Origin of the sequence: Mycolicibacterium duvalii, from assembly GCF_010726645.1 — a bacterium.
Lineage (GTDB): Bacteria > Actinomycetota > Actinomycetes > Mycobacteriales > Mycobacteriaceae > Mycobacterium > Mycobacterium duvalii.
Window position 1 is genome coordinate 2,087,194 of record NZ_AP022563.1, and the last position, 25,940, is coordinate 2,113,133.

Below are 25,940 nucleotides of genomic sequence, written 5' to 3' on the forward strand. Positions count from 1 at the left end.
ATCAACTCTCCCCGACGCCGTAGCGTGCGAGCTCGTGCGCAAGCATCCCGTCCACGGTGGCCACCGGCGGCTCCGGCAACGTCACCGCCGCGTCGCGAGACGGCAGCAGCACCACGGCGGTACCGGGGGTGGTCGCTTCGCCGCGCTGATTCTCGCACCGGACGGCGACGTGAACCTCGTTGCCCACATCCGTACGTCGTTTGTCCACGACTTCACCACGGACCCAGGTCACGTCGCCCTGATAGTTGAACTTGCGGTGCTCACAATGCAGCTTCCACAGCCACCCGTCGTCGCCGACCCAGTCCGTCAGCAGGTGGCACAGCCACGTCTCGCGCATGCCGCCGTAGTCGTAACTGTTCGGCAGCCCGAGCTCTTGCGCACGAGCGGGTTCCCAATGCAGGCGCTGCGCCGTGTCGGGAACGTTGAGCGCGTTCGGCGGATACAGGCCCGGCGCCTTACGACGTACCCGCGCGGCGATCCCGAAAGTGCCAGGGGGCGTTAGCTGCATCCCCCAGCCGAGGTGCCACACCACGATGTCGGTCGTGGTGAGCGGGCCCTTCACACGCTGCGGCAGTTCCTCGCCCACCTCGACGTCCTCGAAGTAGCGCGGCTCCGGTCCGCGATGAGTCTCGGCGGCGTAGGCGGCGTCGATCTCGGCCAGCTGCTCGGGGGTGTACGGCTGCTGCGCGAGCCGTTCCTTGGCGCGCTGCTTCGACGTGTGCCGCTCGGCGTTGATCCAGGTGCCGCGCCGAACGGCATGCATCTGCCCGTCGCCGGTGAAGTAGAGGTAGTCGAGGGTGACGTGGGCGGTGCGGCCGCCGAATCGCGATTCCTTCTCCTCGACGCCGACCTGCGCCTCCAACACGCGGCACCGGACCCCGAGCTGCAGCGGACGCCACCACTCGAACTCCATGACGGCCTGGTAGGAACCCAGGCCGGCAAAGGGATCTCCTTTGAGCAGGGCCTTCGTCTCCGAGTCGGGGTTCGGGGCGGCGTCCTCCCCCATAGTGTAGAGAAATGTCGGGGGCGCCACCAATCGACCCCAGCGGGTGTCCGCGGCGTACTCGGGATCGCAGTACAACGGATTGTCGTCGCCGTACCCGTATGCGAAGTGCCGAACTCCGTCCCACGTCACCTCGTAGTTGTGCGGCTTGTTCTGTTGTGGACGGGGTACGCCCAGCCGCAGCCGCGACCTCGCGAAAGCATCATCGGTGAGCACACCGAACGCGTTGCCGGATTTCCCCGGAACACCGGTCACAAATAGTCTCCGTATGTTGTTTGTCGCCAACATGTCTGCCCGATGTCAAACACGCGGGATCCCCAAGAGATTTCGGCCGGCGGGCGCGAACCTAAACGGTCAGCACAACCGGGCGGCGACGGCGGCGCCCGAGACGACGCCGACGGAAATCGCGACAGTGGTGAATCCCAACGCGGTGGCCACCACGACACCGGCCACCGCGGCAACCATCAAAGTGATGAGAAAACCCACCAGAACTCCGGTCATGTACCGCCCTTTCCGTGACTGTGGCCACAACATAACGCACGAGTAGCCCACACCACAGCAGAACGACGATAATTCGCTAAATATTTAACTGTCGCATTGCTCATCGCCCCCGAAAGACCGGAGCTCGCCCTGCTCGGAAAGCACGTACACCTTCGCGGAAATCTGCGGTGTCGACCAAGGCCAGCTGGCCGGCTACCTCGATGGCCTGAACCTGCTCCAGTTCACAGAGCGCGGCAGCCCCCAGCGCGCGCTTGGTCCAGGCGTAGGACAAGGTCGCGCCGGTGGACAGCGATTCAACCACCTTCCCCAGCAGGTCCTCATAGTCATCTGCGGCGGACAGATGCGAGATCATCCCCCACTCGAATGCCGTTGCCGCGTCGATTCGTTCGGCGGTCATGGCCATCCGTGCCGCGCGGGCACGTCCGATCAGACCCGGCAACAGAGCACACGCACCGCCGTCTGGCATCAAGCCGACTCGGCTGAATGCCAGCTGAAAGTACGCCGCCGGCGCGGCCACCACCAGATCACACGCCAGTGCCAACGGACAGCCGAATCCGACCGCCGCGCCGTGCACCCCCGCCACCACCGGTTTGGGCAGCGCCACAATCTCCTGCACCACCCGATTGGCGGCGTGCCCGGCCCCTTCGGTGTCACCTCCGGTCAGATCGCCGCCAGAGCAGAACGCCCGGCCCGCAGCGATGAGCAGAACCACCCGCACAGAGTCGTCGGCCGCGGCATCGCGCAACCGGACCGACAACTCGTCGAGCATCGGGGTGTCGACCGCGTTCAGCTTCTCCGGCCGGTCCAACCGGATCCTCCGGACAGCGCGGTCGTGGTCGACCGAAATCCCGTTCACCGCGGACCTTTACAGCCCCAGGTCGCGACCGATGATGTCCTTCATGATCTCGGTCGTACCACCGAAGATGGTCATGATGCGGTTGTCCATGTAATCGCGGGCCACCCGGTACTCGGTCATGTAACCGTAGCCACCGTGCAACTGAACGCAACCGTCGATCACCTTCTTGGCGGTCTCGGTGCACCACCACTTGGCCTTCGACGCCTCGACCGCGGTCAGGTCGTCGTCGACCACCGCCTGCAGGCAGCGATCGATGTACTGCTCCCCGATCTCAAGTTCGGTGTCCATCTCGGCGAGCAGGAACCGGTTGTGCTGGAAACTGCCGATCGATTGTCCGAAAGCCTTGCGATCCTTGGCGTATTGCAGTGTCTGCCGCCACGTTTCGCGCGCGCCGGCCAGCGCCGAGATAGCGATCGACAGACGCTCCGACGGCAGGTTGTGCATCAGGTGATAGAACCCGCGGCCCTCTTTGCCCAGCAGATTGGCCGCGGGCACCCGGACGTCCTCGAAGACGAGTTCGGCGGTGTCCTGGTAGTGCAGACCCATTTTGTCCAGCTTGCGACCGCGGCTGAACCCCTCCATGCCCTCCTCGATGACGAACAGGGTGAAGCCCTTGTGCCCGGCATCGGGGTCGGTGCGGCAGACCACCACCACCAGATCGCAGTTGATGCCGGAGGAGATGAACGTTTTGGTGCCGTTCACAATCCAGTCGTCACCATCGCGAACGGCCGACGTGCGAACGCCCGCCAGGTCACTGCCCGCGCCCGGTTCTGTCATGGCGACGGCGACGATCAGCTCACCGCTGATGATTCCCGGCAGCCAGCGCTTCTTCTGCTCGTCGTCGGCCAGCGAGGAGAAGTATGGGCCAACAACGTCGTTCTGCAGGCTGATCGACGGCGCGGGCCCCCCGTAGCGGGCGATCTCCTCGTCGATAACGGCGTTGAACCGGAAGTCGTCGACGCCGCCACCGCCGTACTCCTCGGGCATGTTGAACCCGATCAGGCCGTACTTGCCGGCCGTCACATATGCCTCGCGGTCGACCAGCCGGGCGCTCTCCCACTTCTCGGCGTTGGGCACCAACTCGCGTTCGATGAACTGGCGCACAGTGTCGCGGAAGGCCTCATGCTCCGCGTCCATAACGAATCTTTTCATTTCCCTATCTCACTCTCCGTACAGGCGGCGCAACTCGTCGCCGACTTTGCCCGATACCCGCGAAACTACCTGTGCGCCGCGCCTTCTGAGGTCGACGTCGGGGATTGGAAGCACCACGGCGCCGGTCGCCCTCGACGGCAACAACACCTTGGCGGTGCCGCGGGTGGTCGCTTCGTCGCGCTGACTGGTGGCGAAGACGTCCACCGACACCGTCTCGTCGGCGGTGTCGCCCTTGGCGGTGACCTTGCCGGTGCACCGATGGATATCGCCGTGATAATTGAAGCCACGCATCTGCAGATCCATCTCGGCCAGCCAGCCGTCGTCACCGATCCAGTTGGTAAGCAGATGGCTGATCCACGCCGCACGCATCTGGCCGTAGTCGTACGGGGCCGGGATGCCGAGAGCCTGCGCGCGTGCCGCGTCCCAGTGCAGGCGCTGCACGACATCGGGTACGCCGTACTCGTCGGGTTGGTAGAAAGCCGGCATCCGCTTGCGCAGTTTGTGCGCGAACTTCAGCGGGCCGACACCGTACCCGCCCCACCCCCAGCCCATGTGCATGGAGATGATGTCGACAACTGTCAACGGGCCCTTCATGACGGGGGGCAGATCATCGCCGACGGCGACGTCCTCCCACCACTGCGGCTCGGCGCCCCGGCGTACTTCGGCCTCGTACGCGGCCTCGACCTCGGCGAACTCTTCGGGGGTCCAGTGCTTGCGCTCGATATTCTTCAGCTTGCCGGACTTCTTGGAGCCCTGACGTTCCGCGTTGATGTAAGACTCATCGCGGGTGGCGATCGGGTTGCCGTCGATGTCGACGTAGAGATACCGGAAGGTTTCCTTCACCGAACGCCCGCCGGAGAACTCGCTCTCCTTGACCTGGACGTCCAGCGTGTAGTTCTCCGCCAGGACCGGTCGTCCCGCGTAGATCGGGCGGTACCAGGTCCACTTCACACCCGAGTAGTACTTGCCAGTGCCACGGAAAAGCCCGCGAAACAACTTCTTCCGTTCCGGGTCGGTGAACTTCGGGGTCTGATCGAGACCCGTCGCGATAGGGAAGGTCGGCGAGGCGATCTGCCCGTGCCAACGGGTGGTGGCACCGTACGCCGGATCGTAGAACAGCGGGTTGTCGTCGCCACAGCCGAAAGCGAAGTGCGTGATGGTATCTGCCGACGGCACCTTGTTCCACGCTTCATCCCGCTGATTGACCGGGATCCCGATCTGCGCCTTGGCGCGCTCGATGTCCTCGTCGGTGATCCGGCCTTCTTCAGCAGCTGTCTCGGCGCCGGACTTCTCGGTAATGGTCATATCAGCTCTTCCTAGAATTTCAACATGGCACCGGCGTCGACCTTGAGCTGCAGGCCGGTGACATAGCGAGACTCGTCAGAGGCGAGGAAGCAGACCGCGTTCGAGATGTCGGAGGGCTCGACGTAGGGCGTGGGCATGGCTTGCATGGCGGGGAAGGCCAGCAGCGCGTCATCCCGGGTCGGTGCCTCAAGGTCCGGCCGGAACTGCCGGTACATCGGGTCGCTGTTGAGCATCGAGGTGTTGCAGTTCGTCGGGTGAACCACGTTGACGCGGATGGATTGTGACGCCAACTGGCCCGCGAGCTGCAGGGTGTAGGAGTCCACCAGCTGCTTGGCATAGCTGTACCCGGCCCCGCCCGGGCCCTGCGGCCCGGCCGCCCCCGGCGGCATCTTCGACGCGATGAGGCCGGCGACCGAGCCGGTGGTGATGATCGAGGCACCGGACTTCAGGTACGGCAACGCGGCGTGCACGGTGTTGACCACACCGACGAAGTCAACATCGAACGCGTCGGCGAAAGCCTGAACCGGAAGATCCGCGCCAAGCGGGCAGATTCCGGCGTTGGCGACGACCACATCGAGCTTGCCGAATTCGGCGACGGCGTTGGCTAATTCGCGGTTCAACGCGGCCCGGTCTCGCACGTCGACTTCAGCGGTGTAGGCCCGGCGACCGGTCTTCTCCACCTCCAGGCCGGCTTCTTCGAGATCACGCGACGTCGCCAGCGAGTATTCGTTGGTCTCGATATCGTGACAGATGTCGAAGAGGATGACGTCTGCACCCTCCTCGGCCAGCTTGGCCGCGTGGCTGCGGCCCTGCCCCCGGGCGCCGCCGGTAACTAGGACAACTTTTCCCTCTACACGGCCCATTCAGCGTGCCTTCCATACGGGTTGACGTTTCTCCGCGAAAGCCAGCGGGCCTTCCTTGGCATCGTCGGATTTCAGCAGCTCGGCGAACTCACGGTCAGTGCGCTCCCACTTGGGTTCCTCGGCGGCGATGATGCCGTCATCGGCGCCGTAGGCGACCCGCTTGCTGGCCTGAACCGAAAGCGGCGCGTTCACGGTGATCCGCTCAGCGAGCGCCAGCGCCGCCTCCACCACGGTGTTGTCCGGCACCACCTGGTTGATCAGCCCCCACTTGAGTGCCTCGTCGGCGGTGATCGGCTCTCCGGTGAAGATCAGCTCCAGGGCAACCTTGCGCGGCAGCTGCTCGACGATGCGGAACACCCCGCCCGCACCGGCGATCAGGCCGCGCTTGACCTCAGGCAGCCCAAATGTCGCGCTCTGGCCGGCAACCACCAGATCGCTGGCCAACGCCAACTCCGACCCTCCGCCCAGGGCGGTGCCGTTGACCGCAGCGATGGTGGGCTTGTCGATGAAGTGATGCACGTAGCCGGCGAATCCCCATTCCGGGTGGTCGGCATGAAAAAGATCCTCGCCTCGCGAGATAGCCTTCAGATCGGCGCCAGCACAGAATGACTTGTCTCCCGCGCCGGTGATGACCACGGCCCACACATCGGGATCACGCTGGGCCTCCTCCAGCGCACTGCCGACCGCGGTGCTCACCGCGCCGTTGACGGCGTTGCGGGCCTCGGGCCGGTTGATCGTGATGAGAGCGACGTTACCCCTCCGCTCCACGCTGGCGGCGTCAGTCATGAATTCTCCTTCCGGAAATTGTCTCTGTCCTGCGATTGGGATTTGTCCGTCTGAACAGCGCCCAGGTCAGCCAGCATGGCGAGTAAGCGACGCCGGTCGACCTTGAGTGCTGCGCCGCGGGGAAGCTCGTCCACCACGACGACCTGTGCAGGCACCTCGTACGGTGTGAGCACGGCGCGGCAGTGCTGGCGCAATGTATCACCGTCGACTTCCGCGCCGGGACGCAATTCGACTGCGGCAACCGGGATGTGGCCCAGCCGATAGTCCGGAATCGGGGCCACGGCGGCGTCGGCGACTGCTGAATGGGCGCGCAGTGCCCGCACCACGGTCTCCGGTGCTATTTTGAACCCGCCACGCACGATCACGTCGTCGACGCGGCCGTCGATGTAGAGGAACCCGTCGGCGTCGAGGTGGGCGAGATCGCTTGTGGTCACCCAGACATCCGCCCCACCGGCTTGCGCCGTGGCGACCTGAAGCCTGCCCGTTTCACCGGTGCCGAGCGCAGCGCCGTTCTCGTCGACGATCTGCAGCCGCACACCGGGAAAGGCGCGTCCCACGCTGCCCCTCTTGTCGGCCCATCGCGCGTAAAAATCCTTCACAGTCCAACCGGCCACGGCTCCAGAGAATTCAGTCGCCCCGTACACGACCAGAATCGGGATGCCGTAGCGCTCGAAGAAGGCATCGACCAGTTCCGGGTCGACCGGACTGGTGCCAGCATTGACGGCACGGACACTCGCCAGGTCCTCCGGTGGGATGTCGGAGTCGAGCACCGATCGGATGGCCGCGGGTGGCAGACCGGCCAGGGCGGGTCGGAACTCCTTGACCACCGCATGCCAGCCCGGCACGGTGAAGCGTTCCAGCATGGCAATTGGTCGTGCCGCAATCAGCGACTGCAGCAGTGTCCACAGGCCGCCGATGTGCACGATGGGCAGGGTCACCAGACCGACCGTCCCGGTCAGCGGTGGCTTGGTTCGGGATTCGGGCCGCTCATTGTGCTGCAGCGCCGCGCCGAGGGCGGCCTCCAACTGGGCTCGAGTCAGCGGGATTCGTTTGGGAGCACCTGTTGTGCCCGACGTCAGCATCTCGATCGCGACGGCAGGGTCGCCGGGTTCCGCCTGCGTGGTTCCCCGAGCCCGCACGATCACATCGTCGCCATCGAGGCTCCAGCCGGTGGCGCCGAAATCGTCGACCGTGCGGCTGAATACGTGTTCGGACCATAGCGCCTGCGGCGCCAGAACGAAGGACACCTTGGCGGCCGCCAGGTCGGCGCTCAACCGCTCCGGGGGCTGCAGCGGACTCACGGTCACCAGGGTGCGACCGCCCCGGAAGGTCGCGATGAGTGCAGCGACGGACTCCATGCGATTGGACAACACGACGGCAACGCGCCCGCCTTCGCCGCACCCTGCCGCTGTCAGTTCCTTGTCGATCCGCTCCGTCAGCGTGCGGATGCGGCCCCATGTGTCCCAGCGCCCGTCGCACTGCAGCATGTGCGCGTGGTCGTTGGCGTCCCACAGCCGGCCCAGCGCTTCATGGATGCTCGTCATTGTCACTTTCCGATGGATATTCCAGAAACAGTATTCTATTTAACTTAATCGACATGGTTTACTAGGTCAACCTAGTGAAGAGAGGGTCGATATGGATTTCGGATTGACCGACGAGCAGGAGCAACTGGCCGAAGCCGAGCGCGCCTGGCTGGCCCGCAACAATCCCCTTGCCCGGGTGCGCGCGGCGCTCGACACCGCGCCGATCACGATCGATCCGGCCGCGGTCGCTCATGCCGAGACGTCCGGGCTCCTTGCACTGCTCACTCCCGATATGGGCGGCACCCATGTGGATCTCGCGGTCCTCACCGAAGCCCACGGATACGCCGCCAGTTCGTTGCCGATCGCCGACCTGGCCATCACCGCCTGGCTTCTCGCCAGTGCAGGCATCGCTACGAACGAGGGGCCGCTGAACGGGGTGGCCTTCGGTGGCGATCGTACGAGCTCGCCAGTGCCCATGGCCGCCGATATGGCCGCGGTCGCAGTAGCCCGTCAGGCCAGCGAGAAGGAGTACTTGTCGGTCCTGTCCGCTCCCCCACTGGTCACCATGTCGACCTTGGACCTGACCCGGTCGTGGGCCCGCGTGGATCTTGACGCCGGCCTCGAGAAGAAAACCGAGCTGCCGACCGGCACACTTGCCGCGGTGCGGGATGCGCTGGCGGTGCACCGCGCCTTCGATGCGCTGGGTGCAGCGGCCCGGTTGCTCGATATGACCGTCGAATACGCCGGTCAGCGTGAGCAATTCGGTGCGCCGATCGGCTCGTTTCAGGCCGTCAAACATCACTGCGCCGACATGGTCGTTGCGGTGGAATCCGCCCGGGCCTCGCTGTGGGCGGCCGCGCTCGCACTGGACACTCTGGACAGCGCGGTCCGATCGCGGGCGGCCTCTGCGGCCGCCGCCTACGCGAAGTCCGCAGCGGCCCATGTCGCCGGGAACGCGTTGCAGGTCCACGGCGGTATCGGTTTCACCTGGGAACACGACCTGCACCTACTCCTGCGTCGGATCAAGGTCGACGAGGCGTTCAACGGTACGGTCGCCGAACACCGGGCCGCACTCGTCGGGTGACGGCCTATCGCGCCGCACGGGGCAACCCCAGCCCGCGTTCGGCGATCACATTTCGCATGATCTCCGAACTACCGCCGGCGATGGTGTACGCACGGGCATAGAGCCACTCGTCCTGCCAGCGGCCGCCCTCGAGCGCGTGCGGATCGCCTTCCACCAGCACGCCGTCCTCCCCGCCGAGTTCGACGGCGAAGCGGGCCATTTCCAGATTCAGCTCGCTGAACATCAGCTTGGCCATGGCGGCGTCGTGCAGGCGTTCGGTACCGCGCGACCAGCGGGTCACGTTGGCATAGGTCAGCGCCGCGAGCGCTTCGACCTCGGCGCTGAACTCCCCGATGCGATCCCGCACCACATCGCTCTCGATGGCGGGCTTCCCCCCTCGGTTGACCCGCCGGGCCAGGTCGGCGAGGGCTTGAATGGCCAGCTTCAGCTTCACCACCGCCGCGCCGACACCGGTACGCTCGTGCGCCAGCGTGGCATTCGCGATCGCCCAGCCCTGCCCTGGCGCACCGATCATCGCCGAGGCAGGCACCTTTACGTTGTCGAAGAACACTTCGTTGAAATCTGAGGTTCCGGTTAGTTCCCGCAACGGGCGTACGGAAACACCCGGGCTGGACATGTCAAGGATGAACGCGCTGATACCCTTGTGCTTGGGGGCCTCAGAATCCGTGCGCGCCAACAGATATCCGTAATCGGCCCAGTGCCCGTCGGTGGTCCACACCTTTTGCCCGTTGACAGTGTAGGTATCGCCGTCGAGCACCGCCCGGGTGCGCAGTGACGCCAGGTCGCTGCCGGCGCCGGGCTCACTGAACAGCTGGCACCACAGCTGGCGGCCGGCCCGGATCTCGGGCAGGTGCCTGCGGCGCTGCTCGTCGGTGCCGTAGTGGATCAACGCATGTGAGGCCAGCACGCTGCCGCTCTGCACGCCGGGGACCGCGGCCCGGGCTAGCTCCTCACCGACGACGATTTGGTGCTCCGCCGACCGGTCGTCGCGGCCGCCGTACTCGGCGGGCCAGTCGGCGCCGACATAGCCAGCCTCGAACAACCGGGCGGTCCATTCCTTCAGCGCCTTGAGCTCGGTCTCGTTCTCGGCGCTGCGCACGCCAGCCCGCGGTGGGATGGCGGGCGCGTATTCCGCGACGAATGCCCGTACCTGCGCGCGGAAGGCCTCCAGCTCGGGCCCCATACCGTATTCCACGTTCTGACTTCCTGTTTGATGTGGCTTGGTCAGCGACTCAACGCTTGTTCGATGCGCTTCTCCTGAAGCGGCCGCAGCAACTCCGCGGCTGCGCGATCACGCAGTGCGTCGGCCCGGCCGACCAGCACGGCGTTGGCTTGGGCGCGACGCAGCAGCAGGTGAATCGGATGTTCCCAGGTGAAGCCGATGCCGCCGTGAATCTGCAGTGCGGCCTCGGTCGCCATGACCGCGGCGTCGAGAGCGGCCGCGGTGGCCAGGTCCACCAGGTACTCCGAATCTTCGAGATCGACCTCTGCGGCCGCGAGCACCTGACTGCGGGCGCCTTCGAGTGCGACCAGGATGTCGGCGCACCGATGCGATACGGCCTGAAAGCTGCCGATGGCGCGACCGAACTGGTGACGTTCACCTGCCCAGTCGACCGCCATGGCCAGCGCGCGGGCAGCCACGCCCACGGAGTCGGCCGCCACAGCCAGCAGTGCCTGCCGACGCGCGGCGCGCAACACGCGGCCCACGTCGGTCCCGTCGGCCAGCACCTCACCAATCGCTCCGGTGAACGTCACAGCGCCGACGGTCGCGGTCAGATCGAGGGGCTGATGGGCCGTCACGTCGACGCCCTCGGCGTCCGCGTCGACCGCCAGCACAACCTCGCCGTCATCGGCGCGCGCCAACACCACCAGCATCTCGGCGCTCGGCGCGCCCGCTACGATCGGCACCACGCCCCGCAGGGCAGCGCCGTCCCATTCCGGCAACTCGATGCCTTCGGTCACCCAGCCGCCATCGTGCAGTGGGACCGCGAACGCGGCCGGGGTGCCCGCAGCGAGACGCTCGACGAGATCCTTCGCGCCGCACTGCACGGCGATGTCGAGAGCGGTCGCCGTCGACACCAGCGGCGCCGGCGCCAGCGCTTTGCCGGCTTCCTCGATGGCGGCATAGAGCAGCCGCTGCCGCGCACCGGCGCCGCCGAGTGACTCGGCGACGGCCAGGCCGGGCAGTCCGAACTCGACGAGCGCCGACCACACGGCCGGGTCGGTGGCATCGATGGGACGTTTCCGGTCCAGCAGCGACGCCACATCCACCTTCGCCGCTAGCGTTTTCGCCAACACGTCACGCAGTTCGCGTTCGTCCTCCTCGGGCACCGCCAGCGGTGCGCCGGGGGTGACGGCCGCGGTGCGGGTGCCCTCGCCGCGGTGCGAGGGCAGTCCAAGCACGCTCTCGGCGATGGTGTTGCGCTGGATCTCGGCAGTGCCCGCACCGATGGTGGTGGCCCGGCTCATCAGGTAGCCGAAGGTCCAGCGTCCATTGTCGACGGCATCGGGAGCCCGGCTGCCCAGCGCGGCGTACGGTCCGACAGCACGCAGCGCGAGAGCGTGCAGGTGCTGCTCGAACTCGGATTTCACCAGCCGGTTCACCGAGGCCACACCGCCGGGATCTTCGCCGCGCAGCACCGCGGCCAGCGCGCGGGCGCTGTTGGCGGCGATGGTGCGCACCCCGGACTCCATGCGGGCGATGTCCTGACGGATCAGCGGATCGCCGTCGAGTTGCCTGGCCGCAACCAATTCGACCACCCGGTCGACGGTACGGCGGTACTTGAACTCATCAGCCAGGAACGCGGTGGCCCGCTCGTGCCCCAGCGAGGTCCGCATGATCGACCAGCCGGCCCCCTCCTCGCCGACCCGGTTCTCCACCGGCACGGCCACGTCGTCCAGGAACACCTCGGCGAAGTGTGCCGCACCGCTGATGTCGCGCAGCGGCCGCACCGTGATCCCCGGACTGTTCATCGGGATCAGTAGGTAGGTAATGCCGTCACTCGGCTTGTCCCCCGTGCCGGTCCGCACTAGGGCGAACATCCAGTCGGCCCGGTCGGCCATCGAGGTCCACACCTTCTGGCCGCTGACCCGGTACATGTCCCCATCGCGGTCCGCCCGGGTGGACAGCGACGACAGGTCACTACCGGCACCCGGCTCCGAGAAGCCCTGGCACCAGAACTCATCCGCACGCAACAGCGGCTTGAGGAAGCGGTCCTTTTGCTGGCGCGTGCCGTGCGCGATCAGGGTGGGAGCGAGGATGAACGACAGCGCGCAGGGATGCGGCGGCGCGCCCGCGTCCGTGGTCATCCGGTAGTAATCCAGCTGATCGGCCAGCGACAACTCCAGACCACCGACCGCGCGAGGCCAGCCTGGTGCGGCCAAACCGTGATCAACCAAATCGGCGTGCCAGGCCCGGGCTGCCTCGATCCGGTCCGGCTTGACGCCCGACCGGGCGAACTCATTCTGACGAACACGGAATTCGGCGAGTAACGACTCGAGCCGAGGACGCCAATCAGCTGCCTGCATCACACCTCACTACGATTACCTGGTTAACTATGTAAGCATAGTGACGCTACGGCGGCGGATTGGCAAGCCCCCGTCACTTACCTTCGAGCACCAGCGCCAACTCGGGGCAAGCAGCAACGCCATCGCGGATGCGCTGCTCATTCTCAGGCGTCACCTCGGTGGGCTCGAGAATCGAGTAACCCGAGTCGTCGATCGGGAACAGATCGGGATCGACGGCGTAGCACTGCGCGTGGCCTACACATTTCGACTGCTCGAGATGAACTTTCATGCGACCTCCTCCACTCGACCACGTTCAACGCGGTCACGTCTTACGGGCTGACGTCATCAGACTAAAGGATTAACTATTTAGGATTCATCCACGTGACGGCTGACCAGGTTCGACATGTGCAAGACACTGTCGGGTCACCGACGACCGATTTTCCAGCTGCCCCGAACGACAACGTGGGGCCGGGATGCCCCCGGCCCCACGAGAAGTTCGTCGACATCACCGCGACGGTGTCTGCGGTGAAGGCGCAAACCCGATCAGACGCCGGACAGAACGCGCTCGCCTGTGGTCACCCGCGGAAAGTTGAGCATGCGGCGGGCGTTCTCCTCGACGATCAGTGAGCACTCGTCGTCAGGCACCTCCGCGAGCACCTCGGCAGCGCGCTTGCGGGAATTCGGCCAGTTGGAGTCCGAATGCGGGAAATCGATCTCCAAGGTGATCCGGTCGATGCCGATCTCGTGCCGGTTCTTCAGCCCGTGCTCGTCGTCGATGAAACAGCCCCAGAAGTGCTTCTTGAACAAATCGGAGGGCCGGGTATCGAAATCTATGGGCTGGTAGTAGCGGTGCCGCTCCCATACATAGTCCGACCGCTCCAGGATGTAGGGCACCCAGCCTATGCCGCCCTCGGCCAGCGAGATCTGCAGGTTCGGGAACTTCTGCAGCTTGCCGGAGAACAACAGGTCGACCGTCGTCCACATCAGGTTGGTGGAGAACAGGGTGATCGCCACCGCGAACGGCGCGTCGGGCATGGTCATCTCACCGGGCACCGGCTTCATCGAGGAGAACGAGAACCCGGGCACATAGGAGCCCGACCCGAAGTGCAACGAGACCGGCATCTGCGCCTCGGAACAGACCTGCCACAGCGGGTCCCAGTGATCGGAGTGGAACGACGGCAGACCCAGCGGCACGGGGCTGTCCGGGAATGACACGGTGCGCGCACCCTTGGCCGCCACCCTCTCGGCTTCGGCGACCGTCTCGTCGATATCCCACACCGGCAGAATCGCCAGCGGGATATAGCGATCGGGTGCGGTGGCGCACCATTCGTCGATGTAGAAATCGTTCCACGCCTTGACGCACAGCAGCGCGAGCTCCTTGTCCTGGGCGCGGAAGAAGGTGCCGCCGCCGAAGCCCGGGAACGACGGGAAGCACAGGGCGGACTGCACACCGTCGACGTCCATATCGGCGATCCGCGCTACCGGGTCGTAGCAGCCCGGGATCATGTCCTCGTAGCGGACGGGGTCCATCCCCCACTCCTCCGGCGGCTTGCCCGCGACCGCGTTGAGGCCGATGGTCGGGAAGATCTGCCCGTCATAACTCCACAGGTGCTTGCCGTCCAATTCGACGATCCGAGGTCCCGCCTCGCGGAATCGCTCCGGCAGGCGATCCTGCCAGACCCGCGGGTGTTCGACGAGGTGGTCATCGACGGACACGATCTGGTGATGATCCTGAAGCGGCATGACGCGCTCCTTCGTTTTGAGCTGATTCTCTGGATTTTCTGACTCGTCATCTTGTTTTCTGACGGTTCATCTCACAGACTATATGACACACGCCACATTCGTCCATCACTTGGGAGCCACAGTATGAACAGCACGGATCAGTCCGGCGACGTCGCCGGACGAGAAAAAGTGGATGAGGATGACCACGACCTGCTGACTTTCGGAGAAGCCGGGGAGCGGCTGCGCCTCGAGATCGCCGCAGCCGCAACCGAGCTTGAGCGCCTTCGGCATGACGGAACCCCCGCCGAGGTCGAGAAAGCCGACACTCGCCTCACGGCGCTGCGCGCCGCCGCCGCACGCAACAGCGCACAACCCATCAACGACAGCAACTTCGAGAAATTCTTCGGCTATCCCGGGAAGGCCAAACGCAATCTGCCCGGCCCCCCGCCGGGGCCATGAAGACCACGTTCGAGCACACGTCGGGACACCCGGATACTTCTCGCATGCCGAAAACTCCGGACAAGACCCGCCGTCCCGGATATGCGCCCGCCGACAACAGCGGCGTCGGCCGGCGCGGTCTGCACAAGCGCGAACGAATCCTCGCATGTGCAGCGAACGTATTCCTGGCCAACGGGTTCCACAGCACCTCGCTGGACACCATTGCCAGGGCGGCCAACTCGTCCCGTGCCACGGTCTATCAGTACTTTGCCGGCAAAGAGGACATCTTCCGGGAATTGAGCGCGGTGGCCGGCCGGGCCGTGCTCGACCATGGCGGGCGACTCGGCGATCTGGGCCCGACCGCCGACGGGATCGATGCACTGCACCGTTGGCTCACCGAATGGGCCGACATCTACGACACCCACGCGGCGGTATTCGCGGAGTACCCCGGTATCGGGACCGCACTGTCGGTGATCGACGCGGGTCCGGTCGCCGAAGAGTTTCGCCTGCGGGTGACTGCTCAGTTGCACGCGGCCCGACTCCGGGGGCTCGACCCCGACGATGCGGCCGCGGCGCTGATGCGGATCCCGCACATGGTCCACCTCTACCAACGCCGCGCGATGTTCCCGTTGCCCGGCCGGGAGCCGCTCTCGTGGTCGTTGACGGTCGCCCTGCAGCTGATGTTGTTCCCCGACACCCCCGCTGACATCCTGCCGCGTGATGGCCGCCAACCGGTCAGCAGTACCGGCCGGCCGGCCGCGGGGGCCGCGCCGGCACCCCAAACCTTGATCATCCCGTCGTCGCCCGTGGGCCAGGACGTGCTGTCGGCCAGTTCCTCGCTGTTCGCCGAACACGGGTACTACGCGGTCAGCATGGAGGAAATTGCCGCCGCCACCGACATCAGCCGGGCAACCCTGTACCGGCACTTCAGCACGAAGGACAGGATCCTCGCCGAACTCACCCGCGAGGCGTTGATCGAGATCGAACAGCATGCAGCGACCCTGCCTGGAATCGCCGACATCGAGGCGTTCACCACGTGGATGGTGGGCTACGTACGATTTCACCGTCGCTACAGCGGTGTCATTCGCGCATGGTTCGACGGCGCGGCGGCAGAGCAGCTGTCCGAGGCGGCGCTCGACCACGGCATCACGGCTATCCACCACGCGGTACAGAAGCTGTTGGAGCCCGTTCGACTACCGGACGGCCTTGACCCCGAAGTGGCCGGAGCGGTGTTCCTCGCAGTGCTGGGCCGGATGACCGAACCGACAGCGGCCACCGCACCCGAAAGCGATCATCGCACCGCAGAACTCATGGTGAACCTGTTGCGACGGTCACTACTACGGGCCGGCTGAACCGTACAGCTCAGCCGCCGACTGTCGCAGCTGCCAGATCTGGGCCGGGCAGAGTTGCTGTGCGGACTGGGACATGGGATATGAGGCCTGGAGCTCGTCTGAGGTGTTGAAGTCGGCCTCGACGTCACCGACCAACGGCGCAATCTTGTCACAGACCCCATACCCGTAGGCCAGTGCCTGGTCGGCGTTGGCGAAGTTGTATCCGGGCCGCACCGTCACGTTGACGAGACAGCCCACGGCATCTGCGTGCGCGGTCGAGATGCTCAACGCTGACGCGGCCGAGCGGCAGCACGAGCAGTATGGATGTGCCGAGTCGGTTCATAGGTAGTGAAATGGTAATTCATATATCTGTTTGCCGGTAGGCTCTTCAGCCATGTCACCTTCCCGCGCTGGCCGGCGTTGCGCATTGCCGCTGGCATTGATCTCCGCTGTGGCCCCCGCTGTCGCGGTGCCGTCCGCCCAGGCCGACAACAAGAGGCTGAACGAAAGCGTGTTCGCCAACATCTACACCGCACAGAAGCAAAACGGCTGCCCGACCGAGCCGAAGCTCGACGGCCGGCTGGTGGAGGCAGCGCGCCTGCACACCCTGGACGTGCTGAACAACACCAATCTCGACGGCGACATCGGTTCCGACGGGTCCACACCACAGGACCGGGCCAACGGGCAGCACTTCGCCGGCAAGGTGTCGGAGACCGTCGCGATCAACCCGGCCCTTGCGATCAGCGGAATCGAGATCCTCGGCCAATGGTGGTACGACCCCCCACGCCGGGCCATCATGCAGGACTGCGCGAACACCGCCATCGGGGTGTGGTCGGAGAACAGTCTGGCTCGTTCCGTGGTGGTCGCGGTATACGGACAGCCCGAGCTGTAGCTCAGTCCGTGAGTTCGGTGCGCAACCGCTTCTTGTCCGCCTTGCCGCTGGCCAACACCGGTAGTTCGGCGACCAGCACCGGCCGGCGCGGCACCTTGTGTCGGGCCAGTCGCTGCCGGACGCCGTCCTGGACAGCCGCCAGTGTCGGCACCGCATCGGCGGATGGCACGACGACCACGCACACCGTCTCGCCCCATCGATCGTCGGGCACCCCGACCACCGCACAGGCGGATCCTGGTGGCCAGCACGTCGGGCAGTGCCAGGGTCAGTCCCGGAAATGCCCGATCTAGCCGTCCCAGCAGTTGGTTTTCGTCGCAGTACGCGTGGCGACCCGCCGCGTCCGGTGTCCGGCCCAGGCGCTGAGCTCACCGATCACGGCATCGCGATCGGTCACCAGGTGTCCGTATCCGGCCAGCACCAAGTCGGTGATGGCCTCCAGGTCGATCGCGTCGGTCTTGACTCGCCGCCGACCCTGCACGCGACGCTGCTCGGCAACCTGCGCGGGATTGCGTTCCCACACCTCCCACCCAGAAGGCCACCGATAGTCGAGCACCGGGCGGTGCTAATGGCCCGCGGCCTCCACGGCGATCTTGACCCGCCCCGACGCCGGCACCGCGGCCAACACGCTCGCCGCCGCGGCGGTCATACCCGCCCGGTTCATCGTGAACTCTGACGGCCCGATGAGCCGTTGACGGGCCGCGTCGGTCACCGAAAAGACCGCTGAAGTCTGCCGACATCGACGGCAACGATGATCGTGGACGATGTGACTGGAGCTACGTGCACAGACACAACAACACCTCCGGGGTGTATCAGGAGGTCCACGTGCATCAGCACACGGACCCCGAAAGGAATCAGTTACAGATTCCTTCCTGACACCTCCGGAGGCATTTGAGAAGGACCAACTCGATCTATCAGCGGCTGCTCAGCAGCATCGACCCGGCCACCGGTCCACCGCCGACACCGACCGCGACCACTTCAGGGGTCTTCGGCGCCTGCCGCTCGCCACCCTCACCCCACATCTGCACACACGCTTCGTGCAGGAAACCCATACCATGCAACCGGCCACCAGAGAGCTGGCCGCCGCTGGTGTTGATCGGCAGCGAGCCGTCCAGCGCAATGCGAGAGCCATCACCCAAGAACTCACCGACCTTGCCGTGGTCGCAGAAGCCCAACGCCTCCAGCCACATCACGGTCAAGAAGGAGAAGCCGTCATACAGCTGGGCCATGTCTACGTCGGCGGGGGTCAGCGACGTGTGCTCCCACAGGGTGGCCGCCGAATCGTGGGCAGCCATCGTGGTGATATCCGAACGTTGGTCCCAGGTGGCGCGTTCAAACATGCCCGGCCCGACGGACTCCACCGTCAGCGGGTGCCGCGGCAGGCCGGCCGCCGCGTCGCGGCGCGATACGATCACGGCCGTGGCACCGTCGCAGGGCACATCGCAGTCGTAGAGGCACAGCGGCTCGGAGATCATCCGGGCGCCGAGGTAGTCCTCCATGGTCATCGGATCGCGGTACACCGCGTCGGGGTTGAGTCCGGCGTTGGTACGGGCATTGATCGCGATGCGGCCGAGTTGCTCGCGGGTCAACCCAAAATCGTTCATGTAGCGCTGGGCGGGCATCGCCAGCCAGTTCGCCGCCGACAGCGCCCCGAACGGCGCCACCCATTCCAGATGCGGAGGCAGCTGGCCGCCGCCGAACAGCACCGAGGCCCGTCCTCCGCCCGCCTGCTGGGCAGCAGTGGACTCCCACACCGACCGGTACACCACGACGTGATTGGCCAACCCCAGGCTGACCGCCATGCAGGCCTCGATCACCGGGCCGATCTGTCCGGCAGTCTCCATCGCCGAGACGTACCAGCGGGAGCGCAGCCCCAGTGCGGTTCGCACCTCCTGGACCGTCGCTCCGGAGAAACCGGCGTCGGGCACCCCGGGGCCTGGATAACTGGCGATCCCGTCGACGTCGTCGACGCTCAGGCCGGCGTCCTCGATGGCCCGCAGCACCGCTTCCAGCGTCAGGTCCAGCCCGGTGCGCCCGAGCCGGCGCCCGACCTGTGACTTACCCGCGCCGGTCAGAACGGCCTTTCCCTCGAACGGGCCGCCCCTCATGCGCGATCCCGCTTCGCTTCTCGCTGGTCCCTCATAAGAGCCTCCTCGAGTGCGACACCCACCAGGGTGAGCGTATTCGTCAGCCGTCCCGACAAGTCCGGGGTCAAAAAATCGCTCGCACAATCAGGTCCGCCACCGCGGCCGGCTTGTCGGAGCCATCGAGTTCGACGGTGTGGCGCATCGTCACATTCACCGTGGTGTCATCGACCTTCACGGCCTCGGCGACAACCGTCCGGACGCGCACCCGGCTGCCCGCAGTCACCGGAGCCAGGAAGCGCACCTTGTTCAGGCCGTAGTTGACCCGCATTTTCGAGTTCTCGAACCTGTAGTTGTGCGAGCTCAGAACCGGGAGCAGAGACAGCGTCAGAAAGCCGTGGGCGATGGTCGCCCCGTATGGACTTTCGTCCTTCGCGCGGTCCACGTCGACGTGAATCCACTGGTGGTCTTCGGTGATGTCGGCGAAGGCGTCGATGCGCTGCTGGTCGACCACGATCCAATCGCCGACACCGAGCTCTTCGCCGACCGCCTGCTCCGCATCCGCGATTGACCCAATGACCTTCATCCGACTCCCCAATCCGCAGCGATACCACTATTCATATAACTATATACGAGAAGGGGGAGGACCCACGCGCAGGCGCAGTTGCCTACCGCCGCGGCGCCAGAGACGCCGCGAGCAGATGTCGCAGTATGCCCTCCTCGCCACCATCCTCCGCACTGGCGGGCTCGGACATGAGGCTGAAGTTGATACGAGTCACCCACCGCGCCAACGTTTCTGGAGCGATATCGTCGCGCACCTCGCCGCGCTCGGCAGCATCGGCGATGCGCCGACCGAGAGCCTTGGCCAGCTCAGTACGCCAAACGTCTGACGCTTGGGTCGCATGATAGGTGTGCAGCGCTTCATCGTTGCGGATGAGAAGCCTTGCCGTAGGCGAAGTCCGGGCAGCTTCGTTGCCCGCCAGACAAGCCGCGACCAGCCGATCGAGAAATGGCTCATCCGTGTGCCAGCAGGGCTCGACCGAGACGAAGATGCCGGCCAGCGTCCGGATGAAGGAAGCTACCAGCACCGCTTCCTTGTTCTGGAAGTAGTAGTAGACCGTGGACCGGTTCACGCCCGCCCTGGCGGCGATATCGCTCATGCGGGTTCGGGTCGGCCCCCGCTCGGCGTAACAGGCTTCGGCCGCTGCCAGCAGTCGCTCCCTGGCCTGCTCTTCGTTCAGCGGAAGATCTGCACCCCAGGCGCCGCCCGCGCGGTTCGCTTCTGCCTGTGCGGTCACGGCTGGGGAGTCTACCCGCACCTATTGACCCATTCCCACAAAAGTGCTTAATGTGTTGCATGTCCCACACATGGGGTCTTTGTGTCTGGAATTACTCGAGCGGTAGGCGCGGCGCAGCGAAGGAGCGCAGATGGTGAACTTTGATCAAATTCCGATGCGGGCGGATCTCATCCCGAAAGACCCGGCACCGGAACTCATCAAGTCGATGACCTGGCAGGTCTCGATGCTGGCGGTGACGCTAGTGCTGGCAGCCGCGGTGTTCTGGTACGCCATCAAGAGGTGGCGAACCACCGGCCGTTCCGAGATGTTCTGGATGTCTCTCGGGGCCTTGGCGGCAGCGAGCTATGAACCGTTGGGCGACTTCATGGTCGACATCACCTACCACGAGTCTGGCGCGCTGAGGTCGGTCAGCGGATTCGGTGGCATCATCCCACTATGGACGATGTTCATGTACGTCGTCTTCTGGGCGCCTGGAATCCTCTATCTGACCCAAAAGCTGGAAACCGGCATCACCTTCAAGCGTTGGATGGGCTTGTTCGCCATCACCGTCCCCATCACCTTGGCGTTCGAGATCCCGATGCTCGCTTTGGGGTTATACAAGTACTACGGATCGCAGCAGCCCATTCAGGTGCTCGGGTACCCGCTGTGGATGGCGTTCTCCAACAGTGCCGTCATCTTCATCGTGTCACTGCTGGTTCACGCCGCCATGAAGACCGCGCTCGTACGTGACAAGCCGGCCTACCTCGTGCTGTTGGTGCCGAGCATCATCATCGGCGTCGGCGTCGTCACCATACTGCCAATTGGCATGGCCATGAGCTCCACCACGTCGCTGATCATCATCAATCTGTTCGCCGTCGCATCGACAATCCTCTCGATCGCATTTGTCATAATCGGGTACAGGTTGGTCATACCGGCCCTGGACGACGAGATCTCGGAGGTCCCGGAGACCGAAAAGAAGGATGTCGCCAGCACCGTATAGCTGCAGTACCAAACGGAACACGGGCGCCGCTGCTCCTCCCACCGGAGGTTGGCGACGCCCGTGTTCTCGTGTTTGGCTCAAACCTGACTTGGCTCACGTTTGCAGGTTGGTAGTGCCCGTAGCGTGACCTGCATTTTCTTTGTGGCGTTGCCGGAAATTTGTGCACTAAATCGGGCCCGTAGGCTGCCGGGGTGGCCTACGTGCGCACCGTGAAGACCGCCTCGGGGGCGACCGCGGTGCAGATCGTGTGGTCCAACCGTCGCGGGTCACGCACTATCGAGCACGTGGGCTCGGCTCATGATGAGGCCGAACTGGCGGCGCTGAAGGCCGCGGCCGCTGAGCGTCTCGCAGGCAACCAGGCGGTACTCGATCTCGACGTGAATGCCCCGGCGGGCTCGGAGCCGCTGCCGATCACCTCCACGCGGATGACGCACCTGTGGGACGCATTGTGCGCGGTGTATCGGACCCTTGGTTTCGAGTCAGCCGCAAAGGGCGACAATGTGTTTCGTGATCTGGTCCTGGCCCGGATCATCGAGCCCAGCAGCAAGATCGACGTCGCACGCGTGCTCACCGAGGTCTGTGTAGAACCGGCCTCCTATGCCACGGTCAAGCGTCGCCTGCCCAGCTATGCCACTCCGCAATGGCGCCAAGCGTTGGCCGCCGCAAGTGCCCGGCGTGCCGGGTTGGGGCCGGCTTCGCTGGTGCTCTTCGACGTCTCCACGCTCTACTTCCGAAATCGATGCCGGTGACGGCTTCCGCGAACCCGGCTTCTCCAAGGAACGGCGCCTGGAACCACAGATCACCCTCGGGTTGCTCACCGATGCCGCCGGGTTCCCGCTGACCGTGCAGGCCTTCGAGGGCAACAAGGCCGAGACCGCGACCATGCTGCCGGTCATCACCGCATTCAAGACCGCCCACCACCTCTCCGATGTCACCGTCGTCGCCGATGCCGGCATGATCTCCGAGGCCAACCAGATCGCGATCAAAGCCGCCGGACTGTCGTTCATCCTCGGCACCCGGATCCCGTTTCTGCCCGATGTGGTGCGCGAATGGCGTGATAGTCACCCCGGCGAGGTGATTCCTGATGGGCTGGTGTTGATCCAGCCCTGGCCGGCCACCAGCGCGGAAAAGACCCGCGGCATCCCCGACCGGGTCATCTACTACCAGTTCCGCGCTGATCGGGCCCGGCGCACGCTGCGCGGCATCGACGAGCAGGTCCGTAAGGCCGACCGTGCCGTGGACGGGCACGCACCGGTCAAACGCAACCGCTACATCCAATTGGCCGGCGCCACCAAAAGCGTCAACCGCACCCTGGAGGCCAAGACCCGGGCGTTGGCCGGCTGGAAGGGCTACACCACCAACCTGACCAGCGCGCCCTCGACGTTCGTCATCGATGCTTATCACCAGCTGTGGCACATCGAGAAGAGCTTCCGGATGTCCAAGCACAACCTGCAGGCCCGTCCGATCTATCACCACCTGCGCGATTCCATCGACGCTCACCTGAGCATCGTGGTCGCCGCGATGGCCGTCAGCCACCACATCGAGACCCAGACCGGCTGGAGCATCAAGAAATTCGTCCGCACCGCACGCCGCTACCGCACCGTGAAAATCCAGGCCGGAACCCAGACCCTCACCGCCGCTGACCCGCTACCCGACGACCTCCGCGCCGCTCTGCTCAAAATCCGCAGCGACGGTGCGCACTAATTTGAGCCAAGTCGGGCCCACCGGAGGTTGGCGACGCCCGTGTTCTCGTGTTTGGCTTAAACGCGCGCGGGGAACGGCTGGCAGGTGTGGTGAGCAACCATCGCCGATCCCAACGGGCCGAGAGTGTTCTTGTGGCGAATCTGGCGGCGGTAGAACAACTGACAGAGCTGTTCATCGTGTCGACCGTCATCGGCCAGGACGAACTGCTCCAGTGCGGCGTCGCCTTCCTGCCAGGTGTGCGGCCGGTGACCCAGCAACGAGGCCAAGTCGTCCAGATCGGCGTTGGTCAGTTCTGCACCGATCTCGTCCTCGCGCTGCACGTAGCGGGCCAACCGGAAGGCGACCCGGAGCCGATATCGGATGTACTCGTCGTCGGTGCTGATTCCGCGCAGCATGTGGATGAGCTGATCGTGTGCGGCGGCGGCTCGAGTGACTGTCGCCTCGGGAATTTCCGGTGGCTCCAGCTGCAAACCGAGCCGCTCCCCCAGTGCCTCGATGGCATGCAGGTTAGTTTCACTGCACCAGTGCAGATTGGTCATGTAATCCGAGTCCGGCTCGGGATCGTTGAGCGAGTTCCGGAACGCCAGTTCGTTGGTGAGCGTGAAAGCGATGTGGTGCAACTGAATTGCGTCCATGTCGACGGGAACTCCGCCGGCACGCTCATATTCCCGGTACAGCGTCTCGAAGTCACCGAAATGCAGAACCGTGTCACGCATCCGGGGTGCGGCCAGGTCCATCATCGGATCGCCAATGTGGCCGGCTTCCACATCGAGGAGTGCGACCAGGCGTCCGTCCTTCTGGTGTAGCTGGCCCGAGTCCCATACGATGGCCGACTCCCGGCCACGGGTATCGACGGGATTGCGCTTGAGCCATCCGAGCACGAACTCCAGCAGCGGATTTGGAGCGTTCTTTCCTGCCCGCCATACCTTTTCGAACTGCCCGATTCCGTAGCTGCCCACCTCGGACGGGCTGGAAGCACGTTGGACGCCAGCTTCGAGGAACGGCTCCAGCGGCAGGCGGTGAAGCTTGGCCAGTTCGGCCATGTATTCGCGCATCACCGCGTCGCGTTGCTCGGTGGTCAGCCCGTCAAATCCGGGTTGACCGTCGACACGGTCCATCACATACGCGGGCAGATCGTCGATCCAGCCGTGTACCGCCGGAACGGGAATGCCCTGTTCTCCCATGACTCGTTGCAGGGACATCTCATGATGCAACGGAAACTGCATGGGTATCCCGCCGCCACGCTCGCCACGCACGACCAGCGGCAGCACCACACCGTCGCGCTCGGCATCGACCAGCCAGGCGGCACGCCACCGCGCCTGACGGGTGATCGCGACCACGCGTGCACCCATGTGCTGCGCGATCCAGTTCGAGATGATTTCCTCGTCGCTCATATCAATCCTTCGTTCGGTCACACGGTGGAGTCCGACATTCGCACATCGGCTACGTCAGCCAAATACCAACTTCACGATTACTTTTCGTCATCCGACAAATCGTCGAATACCCCACGAACGAGCCGCCCTGCACTGCTGGCGGCTGGATAACCGACGTATCCCGACGCGTGGTAGACAAGTTCCTCCAGCCTGATTTTACCGAGCTCGTCGGCGAATCTGCTGTCGCGCACCTCGGCATCGTCACCGCCGGCGACCAGTTTGGGCATCATCGTGCGGAAAATGTCCAAGCCGGTTTGGCGTGCCGTGCTCATTCGTTCGCTCCCTGGATAGCCGCGGTTGCCTGCGCCGTGCTCATCAGAACTCGACCGTGATGTGATCCGACGCCGGCCGTGCCTGACAGCCGAGGACGACGCCCTCGGCTATGTCTTCCTCGTCCAGGGCTCCATGGGTATCCATGTCGACCTCGCCGTCGAGCAGCATGCACTGGCAGGTTCCGCAGTCGCCCTCGCGGCACGAATACGGTGCCTCGATGCCCTGTGCGATCAACAGGTCGATCAGGGTGTCTTTCCGTGTCCACGTCAGCGTGTGGGTGTCACCGTTCAACTGCACGACGACTTCCGCGGTCTGCTGCGGTTTGTCCGCAGCCGCCGGAGGGACCTGATCAACGTCGACCGGCTTGTCGACGAACGGATCCCCCGACAGCGACACAAAGTTCTCGATGTGAATCCGTGACCGCGGGACCCCGAAACTCTCCACCGCGCTGCGGGCGCTCCTCATGAACAGGCTTGGCCCGCAGATGAAAACGTCATGGCCGGCATACGGCGCGAGTAACCGCGCAAGCGTCTGATCGTTCGGCAGGCCTTGTACTGCTTCCAGCCAGTGGATGACCGTCAATCGGTCCGGATGGTCGTTGACGAGGTCACGGAGTGCGGCGGCGAAGATCACCGCCTCGGGATCCCGGTTCGCATACAGCAGCACGACGTGCCCTCGGCCGCGTGCGAGCACCGTCTTGGTGATCGACAGCATCGGCGTGATACCGCTGCCGCCGGCGATCAGCAGGAGGTCGGTGTGCAGGTCGGCCGGTGTGAACACCCCGCTGGGCGGGAGGCAGTCGATCCGGTCGCCCACACGGACGTTGTCGCACAACCAGTTCGACGCATATCCTTCGGCGGTGCGTTTGACCGTGACGGCCAGGCGCTTGTCGGTGGCCGGGGAACTGCACAGCGAATAACAGCGCGCGACGGCCCCGGTCTGATCGCTTGGCACGCGGAGCGTCAGGAACTGGCCGGGTCGGTACGCGCAATCACCCGTGTCGGGCGGATCGAACACGATGGTGGCCGCATCAGCAGTCTCTGCGACCACATCGGCCACCGTGAGTGTCCACTTCGGGGTGGGCACCGGGTGGTCTCCTCTCTGGGCGGCACGGCTCGGACCGGGCATCACGGAGCCATCGAAATACCCTGCATCCGACCCGTTTCCGGCTCGACAAAAGTGCCGAGCGGATCGGCGCAGGACGTTGCC

At 65.1% G+C, this 25,940-nt stretch carries 25 protein-coding genes and 2 pseudogenes; 6 read left to right on the plus strand and 21 right to left on the minus strand.

Annotated features, from left to right (window positions below; all coding sequences use genetic code 11):
• Position 1: 1 nt before the first annotated feature.
• From G6N31_RS09675 to G6N31_RS09705, 8 genes are all read right to left on the minus strand, one after another.
• Entirely contained in the window at positions 2 to 1,258 is a 1,257-nt protein-coding gene (locus tag G6N31_RS09675; protein ID WP_234815268.1) for an FAS1-like dehydratase domain-containing protein, read from the minus strand.
• 99 nt (positions 1,259 to 1,357) lie between these two features.
• On the minus strand, positions 1,358 to 1,504 hold the full coding sequence (locus G6N31_RS27015) for a hypothetical protein (RefSeq protein WP_098003081.1): 147 nt from the start codon (positions 1,502 to 1,504) through the stop codon (positions 1,358 to 1,360).
• Positions 1,505 to 1,604: 100 nt separating this feature from the next.
• Complete coding sequence (locus G6N31_RS09680; protein ID WP_098003080.1) at positions 1,605 to 2,360, minus strand: enoyl-CoA hydratase-related protein; 756 nt, start codon at positions 2,358 to 2,360, stop codon at positions 1,605 to 1,607.
• A gap of 9 nt (positions 2,361 to 2,369) precedes the next feature.
• Positions 2,370 to 3,512 carry an acyl-CoA dehydrogenase family protein gene (locus G6N31_RS09685; RefSeq protein ID WP_098003078.1) on the minus strand — a complete coding sequence of 381 codons (1,143 nt, stop codon included), beginning with the start codon at positions 3,510 to 3,512 and terminating at the stop codon, positions 2,370 to 2,372.
• Between the two features lie 9 nt (positions 3,513 to 3,521).
• Positions 3,522 to 4,817 (minus strand): FAS1-like dehydratase domain-containing protein, encoded by a 1,296-nt coding sequence (locus G6N31_RS09690; protein ID WP_098003077.1) that lies wholly within the window; start codon positions 4,815 to 4,817, stop codon positions 3,522 to 3,524.
• 11 nt (positions 4,818 to 4,828) lie between these two features.
• Positions 4,829 to 5,680 (minus strand): mycofactocin-coupled SDR family oxidoreductase, encoded by an 852-nt coding sequence (locus tag G6N31_RS09695; RefSeq protein WP_098003076.1) that lies wholly within the window; start codon positions 5,678 to 5,680, stop codon positions 4,829 to 4,831.
• Complete coding sequence (locus tag G6N31_RS09700; protein ID WP_098003075.1) at positions 5,681 to 6,466, minus strand: crotonase/enoyl-CoA hydratase family protein; 786 nt, start codon at positions 6,464 to 6,466, stop codon at positions 5,681 to 5,683.
• Entirely contained in the window at positions 6,463 to 8,010 is a 1,548-nt protein-coding gene (locus G6N31_RS09705; RefSeq protein ID WP_098003074.1) for a class I adenylate-forming enzyme family protein, read from the minus strand. The genes G6N31_RS09700 and G6N31_RS09705 overlap by 4 nt, the downstream gene beginning before the upstream one ends.
• Before the next feature lie 91 nt (positions 8,011 to 8,101).
• Between G6N31_RS09705 and G6N31_RS09710 the strand changes: the two genes are divergently transcribed.
• The gene (locus tag G6N31_RS09710; RefSeq protein ID WP_098003073.1) at positions 8,102 to 9,073 is read left to right on the plus strand and encodes an acyl-CoA dehydrogenase family protein; all 972 of its coding nucleotides are present in this window, start codon (positions 8,102 to 8,104) and stop codon (positions 9,071 to 9,073) included.
• Positions 9,074 to 9,077: 4 nt separating this feature from the next.
• Here the strand turns inward: G6N31_RS09710 and G6N31_RS09715 are convergent, their stop codons facing one another.
• The 4 genes from G6N31_RS09715 to G6N31_RS09730 form a co-directional block, all read right to left on the minus strand.
• Complete coding sequence (locus G6N31_RS09715) at positions 9,078 to 10,268, minus strand: acyl-CoA dehydrogenase family protein (RefSeq protein ID WP_098003072.1); 1,191 nt, start codon at positions 10,266 to 10,268, stop codon at positions 9,078 to 9,080.
• Positions 10,269 to 10,297: 29 nt separating this feature from the next.
• Positions 10,298 to 12,601 carry an acyl-CoA dehydrogenase family protein gene (locus tag G6N31_RS09720; RefSeq protein ID WP_098003070.1) on the minus strand — a complete coding sequence of 768 codons (2,304 nt, stop codon included), beginning with the start codon at positions 12,599 to 12,601 and terminating at the stop codon, positions 10,298 to 10,300.
• Between the two features lie 73 nt (positions 12,602 to 12,674).
• On the minus strand, positions 12,675 to 12,869 hold the full coding sequence (locus tag G6N31_RS09725) for a ferredoxin FdxE (protein ID WP_098003069.1): 195 nt from the start codon (positions 12,867 to 12,869) through the stop codon (positions 12,675 to 12,677).
• Positions 12,870 to 13,123: 254 nt separating this feature from the next.
• A complete protein-coding gene (locus tag G6N31_RS09730) occupies positions 13,124 to 14,323 on the minus strand; it encodes an amidohydrolase family protein (protein WP_098003068.1) in 1,200 nt (399 codons plus the stop codon).
• Positions 14,324 to 14,446: 123 nt separating this feature from the next.
• On the opposite strand from G6N31_RS09730, the gene G6N31_RS09735 reads away from it, so the two are divergent.
• A complete protein-coding gene (locus tag G6N31_RS09735; RefSeq protein WP_098003067.1) occupies positions 14,447 to 14,761 on the plus strand; it encodes an acyl-CoA synthetase in 315 nt (104 codons plus the stop codon).
• Positions 14,762 to 14,805: 44 nt separating this feature from the next.
• Positions 14,806 to 16,092: a TetR/AcrR family transcriptional regulator gene (locus G6N31_RS09740; protein WP_098003066.1), complete on the plus strand. Its 1,287-nt coding sequence runs from the start codon at positions 14,806 to 14,808 to the stop codon at positions 16,090 to 16,092.
• Here G6N31_RS09740 and G6N31_RS09745 read toward each other — a convergent pair.
• On the minus strand, positions 16,078 to 16,359 hold the full coding sequence (locus tag G6N31_RS09745; RefSeq protein ID WP_098003065.1) for a DUF732 domain-containing protein: 282 nt from the start codon (positions 16,357 to 16,359) through the stop codon (positions 16,078 to 16,080). The two genes, G6N31_RS09740 and G6N31_RS09745, sit on opposite strands and share 15 nt — an antisense overlap.
• A 106-nt stretch (positions 16,360 to 16,465) precedes the next feature.
• Between G6N31_RS09745 and G6N31_RS09750 the strand changes: the two genes are divergently transcribed.
• A complete protein-coding gene (locus tag G6N31_RS09750; protein ID WP_098003064.1) occupies positions 16,466 to 16,963 on the plus strand; it encodes a CAP domain-containing protein in 498 nt (165 codons plus the stop codon).
• A gap of 1 nt (position 16,964) precedes the next feature.
• Here the strand turns inward: G6N31_RS09750 and G6N31_RS09755 are convergent, their stop codons facing one another.
• From G6N31_RS09755 to G6N31_RS09775, 5 genes and pseudogenes are all read right to left on the minus strand, one after another.
• Positions 16,965 to 17,174, minus strand: a complete 210-nt coding sequence (locus G6N31_RS09755; protein ID WP_234815267.1) for an AMP-binding enzyme — start codon at positions 17,172 to 17,174, stop codon at positions 16,965 to 16,967.
• A 19-nt stretch (positions 17,175 to 17,193) separates the two neighbouring features.
• Positions 17,194 to 17,752: pseudogene (locus tag G6N31_RS27830) on the minus strand (IS110 family transposase); the annotation flags it as partial.
• 122 nt (positions 17,753 to 17,874) lie between these two features.
• On the minus strand, positions 17,875 to 19,068 hold the full coding sequence (locus G6N31_RS09765) for a thiolase family protein (RefSeq protein ID WP_098003061.1): 1,194 nt from the start codon (positions 19,066 to 19,068) through the stop codon (positions 17,875 to 17,877).
• 103 nt (positions 19,069 to 19,171) lie between these two features.
• Positions 19,172 to 19,630 carry a MaoC family dehydratase gene (locus G6N31_RS09770; RefSeq protein WP_098003060.1) on the minus strand — a complete coding sequence of 153 codons (459 nt, stop codon included), beginning with the start codon at positions 19,628 to 19,630 and terminating at the stop codon, positions 19,172 to 19,174.
• An 82-nt stretch (positions 19,631 to 19,712) separates the two neighbouring features.
• Entirely contained in the window at positions 19,713 to 20,342 is a 630-nt protein-coding gene (locus G6N31_RS09775; protein WP_234815264.1) for a TetR family transcriptional regulator, read from the minus strand.
• Positions 20,343 to 20,472: 130 nt separating this feature from the next.
• Between G6N31_RS09775 and G6N31_RS09780 the strand changes: the two genes are divergently transcribed.
• Positions 20,473 to 21,321 carry a hypothetical protein gene (locus G6N31_RS09780; RefSeq protein ID WP_133117678.1) on the plus strand — a complete coding sequence of 283 codons (849 nt, stop codon included), beginning with the start codon at positions 20,473 to 20,475 and terminating at the stop codon, positions 21,319 to 21,321.
• Between the two features lie 191 nt (positions 21,322 to 21,512).
• Positions 21,513 to 23,025 (plus strand): annotated as a pseudogene (locus G6N31_RS09785) (IS1634 family transposase).
• 56 nt (positions 23,026 to 23,081) lie between these two features.
• Here the strand turns inward: G6N31_RS09785 and G6N31_RS09790 are convergent.
• The 3 genes from G6N31_RS09790 to G6N31_RS09800 form a co-directional block, all read right to left on the minus strand.
• Positions 23,082 to 24,419, minus strand: a complete 1,338-nt coding sequence (locus G6N31_RS09790; RefSeq protein WP_098003058.1) for a phosphotransferase family protein — start codon at positions 24,417 to 24,419, stop codon at positions 23,082 to 23,084.
• A gap of 77 nt (positions 24,420 to 24,496) precedes the next feature.
• On the minus strand, positions 24,497 to 24,730 hold the full coding sequence (locus G6N31_RS09795; protein ID WP_098003057.1) for a carboxymuconolactone decarboxylase family protein: 234 nt from the start codon (positions 24,728 to 24,730) through the stop codon (positions 24,497 to 24,499).
• Positions 24,731 to 24,773: 43 nt separating this feature from the next.
• Entirely contained in the window at positions 24,774 to 25,817 is a 1,044-nt protein-coding gene (locus tag G6N31_RS09800) for a ferredoxin--NADP reductase (protein WP_098003135.1), read from the minus strand.
• Positions 25,818 to 25,940 lie beyond the last annotated feature (123 nt).

Excerpts from the sequence above, each read along its gene's own strand:
- G6N31_RS09780 (WP_133117678.1), top strand. The coding sequence starts at position 20,473 with ATGGTGAACTTTGATCAAATTCCGATGCGGGCGGATCTCATCCCGAAA.
- G6N31_RS09795 (WP_098003057.1), bottom strand. The coding sequence starts at position 24,730 with ATGAGCACGGCACGCCAAACCGGCTTGGACATTTTCCGCACGATGATG.
- G6N31_RS09705 (WP_098003074.1), bottom strand. The coding sequence starts at position 8,010 with ATGACGAGCATCCATGAAGCGCTGGGCCGGCTGTGGGACGCCAACGAC.
- G6N31_RS09695 (WP_098003076.1), bottom strand. The coding sequence starts at position 5,680 with ATGGGCCGTGTAGAGGGAAAAGTTGTCCTAGTTACCGGCGGCGCCCGG.
- G6N31_RS09750 (WP_098003064.1), top strand. The coding sequence starts at position 16,466 with ATGTCACCTTCCCGCGCTGGCCGGCGTTGCGCATTGCCGCTGGCATTG.
- G6N31_RS09700 (WP_098003075.1), bottom strand. The coding sequence starts at position 6,466 with ATGACTGACGCCGCCAGCGTGGAGCGGAGGGGTAACGTCGCTCTCATC.
- G6N31_RS09765 (WP_098003061.1), bottom strand. The coding sequence starts at position 19,068 with ATGAGGGGCGGCCCGTTCGAGGGAAAGGCCGTTCTGACCGGCGCGGGT.
- G6N31_RS09685 (WP_098003078.1), bottom strand. The coding sequence starts at position 3,512 with ATGAAAAGATTCGTTATGGACGCGGAGCATGAGGCCTTCCGCGACACT.
- G6N31_RS09770 (WP_098003060.1), bottom strand. The coding sequence starts at position 19,630 with ATGAAGGTCATTGGGTCAATCGCGGATGCGGAGCAGGCGGTCGGCGAA.
- G6N31_RS09710 (WP_098003073.1), top strand. The coding sequence starts at position 8,102 with ATGGATTTCGGATTGACCGACGAGCAGGAGCAACTGGCCGAAGCCGAG.
- G6N31_RS09730 (WP_098003068.1), bottom strand. The coding sequence starts at position 14,323 with ATGCCGCTTCAGGATCATCACCAGATCGTGTCCGTCGATGACCACCTC.
- G6N31_RS09720 (WP_098003070.1), bottom strand. The coding sequence starts at position 12,601 with ATGCAGGCAGCTGATTGGCGTCCTCGGCTCGAGTCGTTACTCGCCGAA.
- G6N31_RS09790 (WP_098003058.1), bottom strand. The coding sequence starts at position 24,419 with ATGAGCGACGAGGAAATCATCTCGAACTGGATCGCGCAGCACATGGGT.
- G6N31_RS27015 (WP_098003081.1), bottom strand. The coding sequence starts at position 1,504 with ATGACCGGAGTTCTGGTGGGTTTTCTCATCACTTTGATGGTTGCCGCG.
- G6N31_RS09740 (WP_098003066.1), top strand. The coding sequence starts at position 14,806 with ATGCCGAAAACTCCGGACAAGACCCGCCGTCCCGGATATGCGCCCGCC.
- G6N31_RS09690 (WP_098003077.1), bottom strand. The coding sequence starts at position 4,817 with ATGACCATTACCGAGAAGTCCGGCGCCGAGACAGCTGCTGAAGAAGGC.
- G6N31_RS09735 (WP_098003067.1), top strand. The coding sequence starts at position 14,447 with ATGAACAGCACGGATCAGTCCGGCGACGTCGCCGGACGAGAAAAAGTG.
- G6N31_RS09725 (WP_098003069.1), bottom strand. The coding sequence starts at position 12,869 with ATGAAAGTTCATCTCGAGCAGTCGAAATGTGTAGGCCACGCGCAGTGC.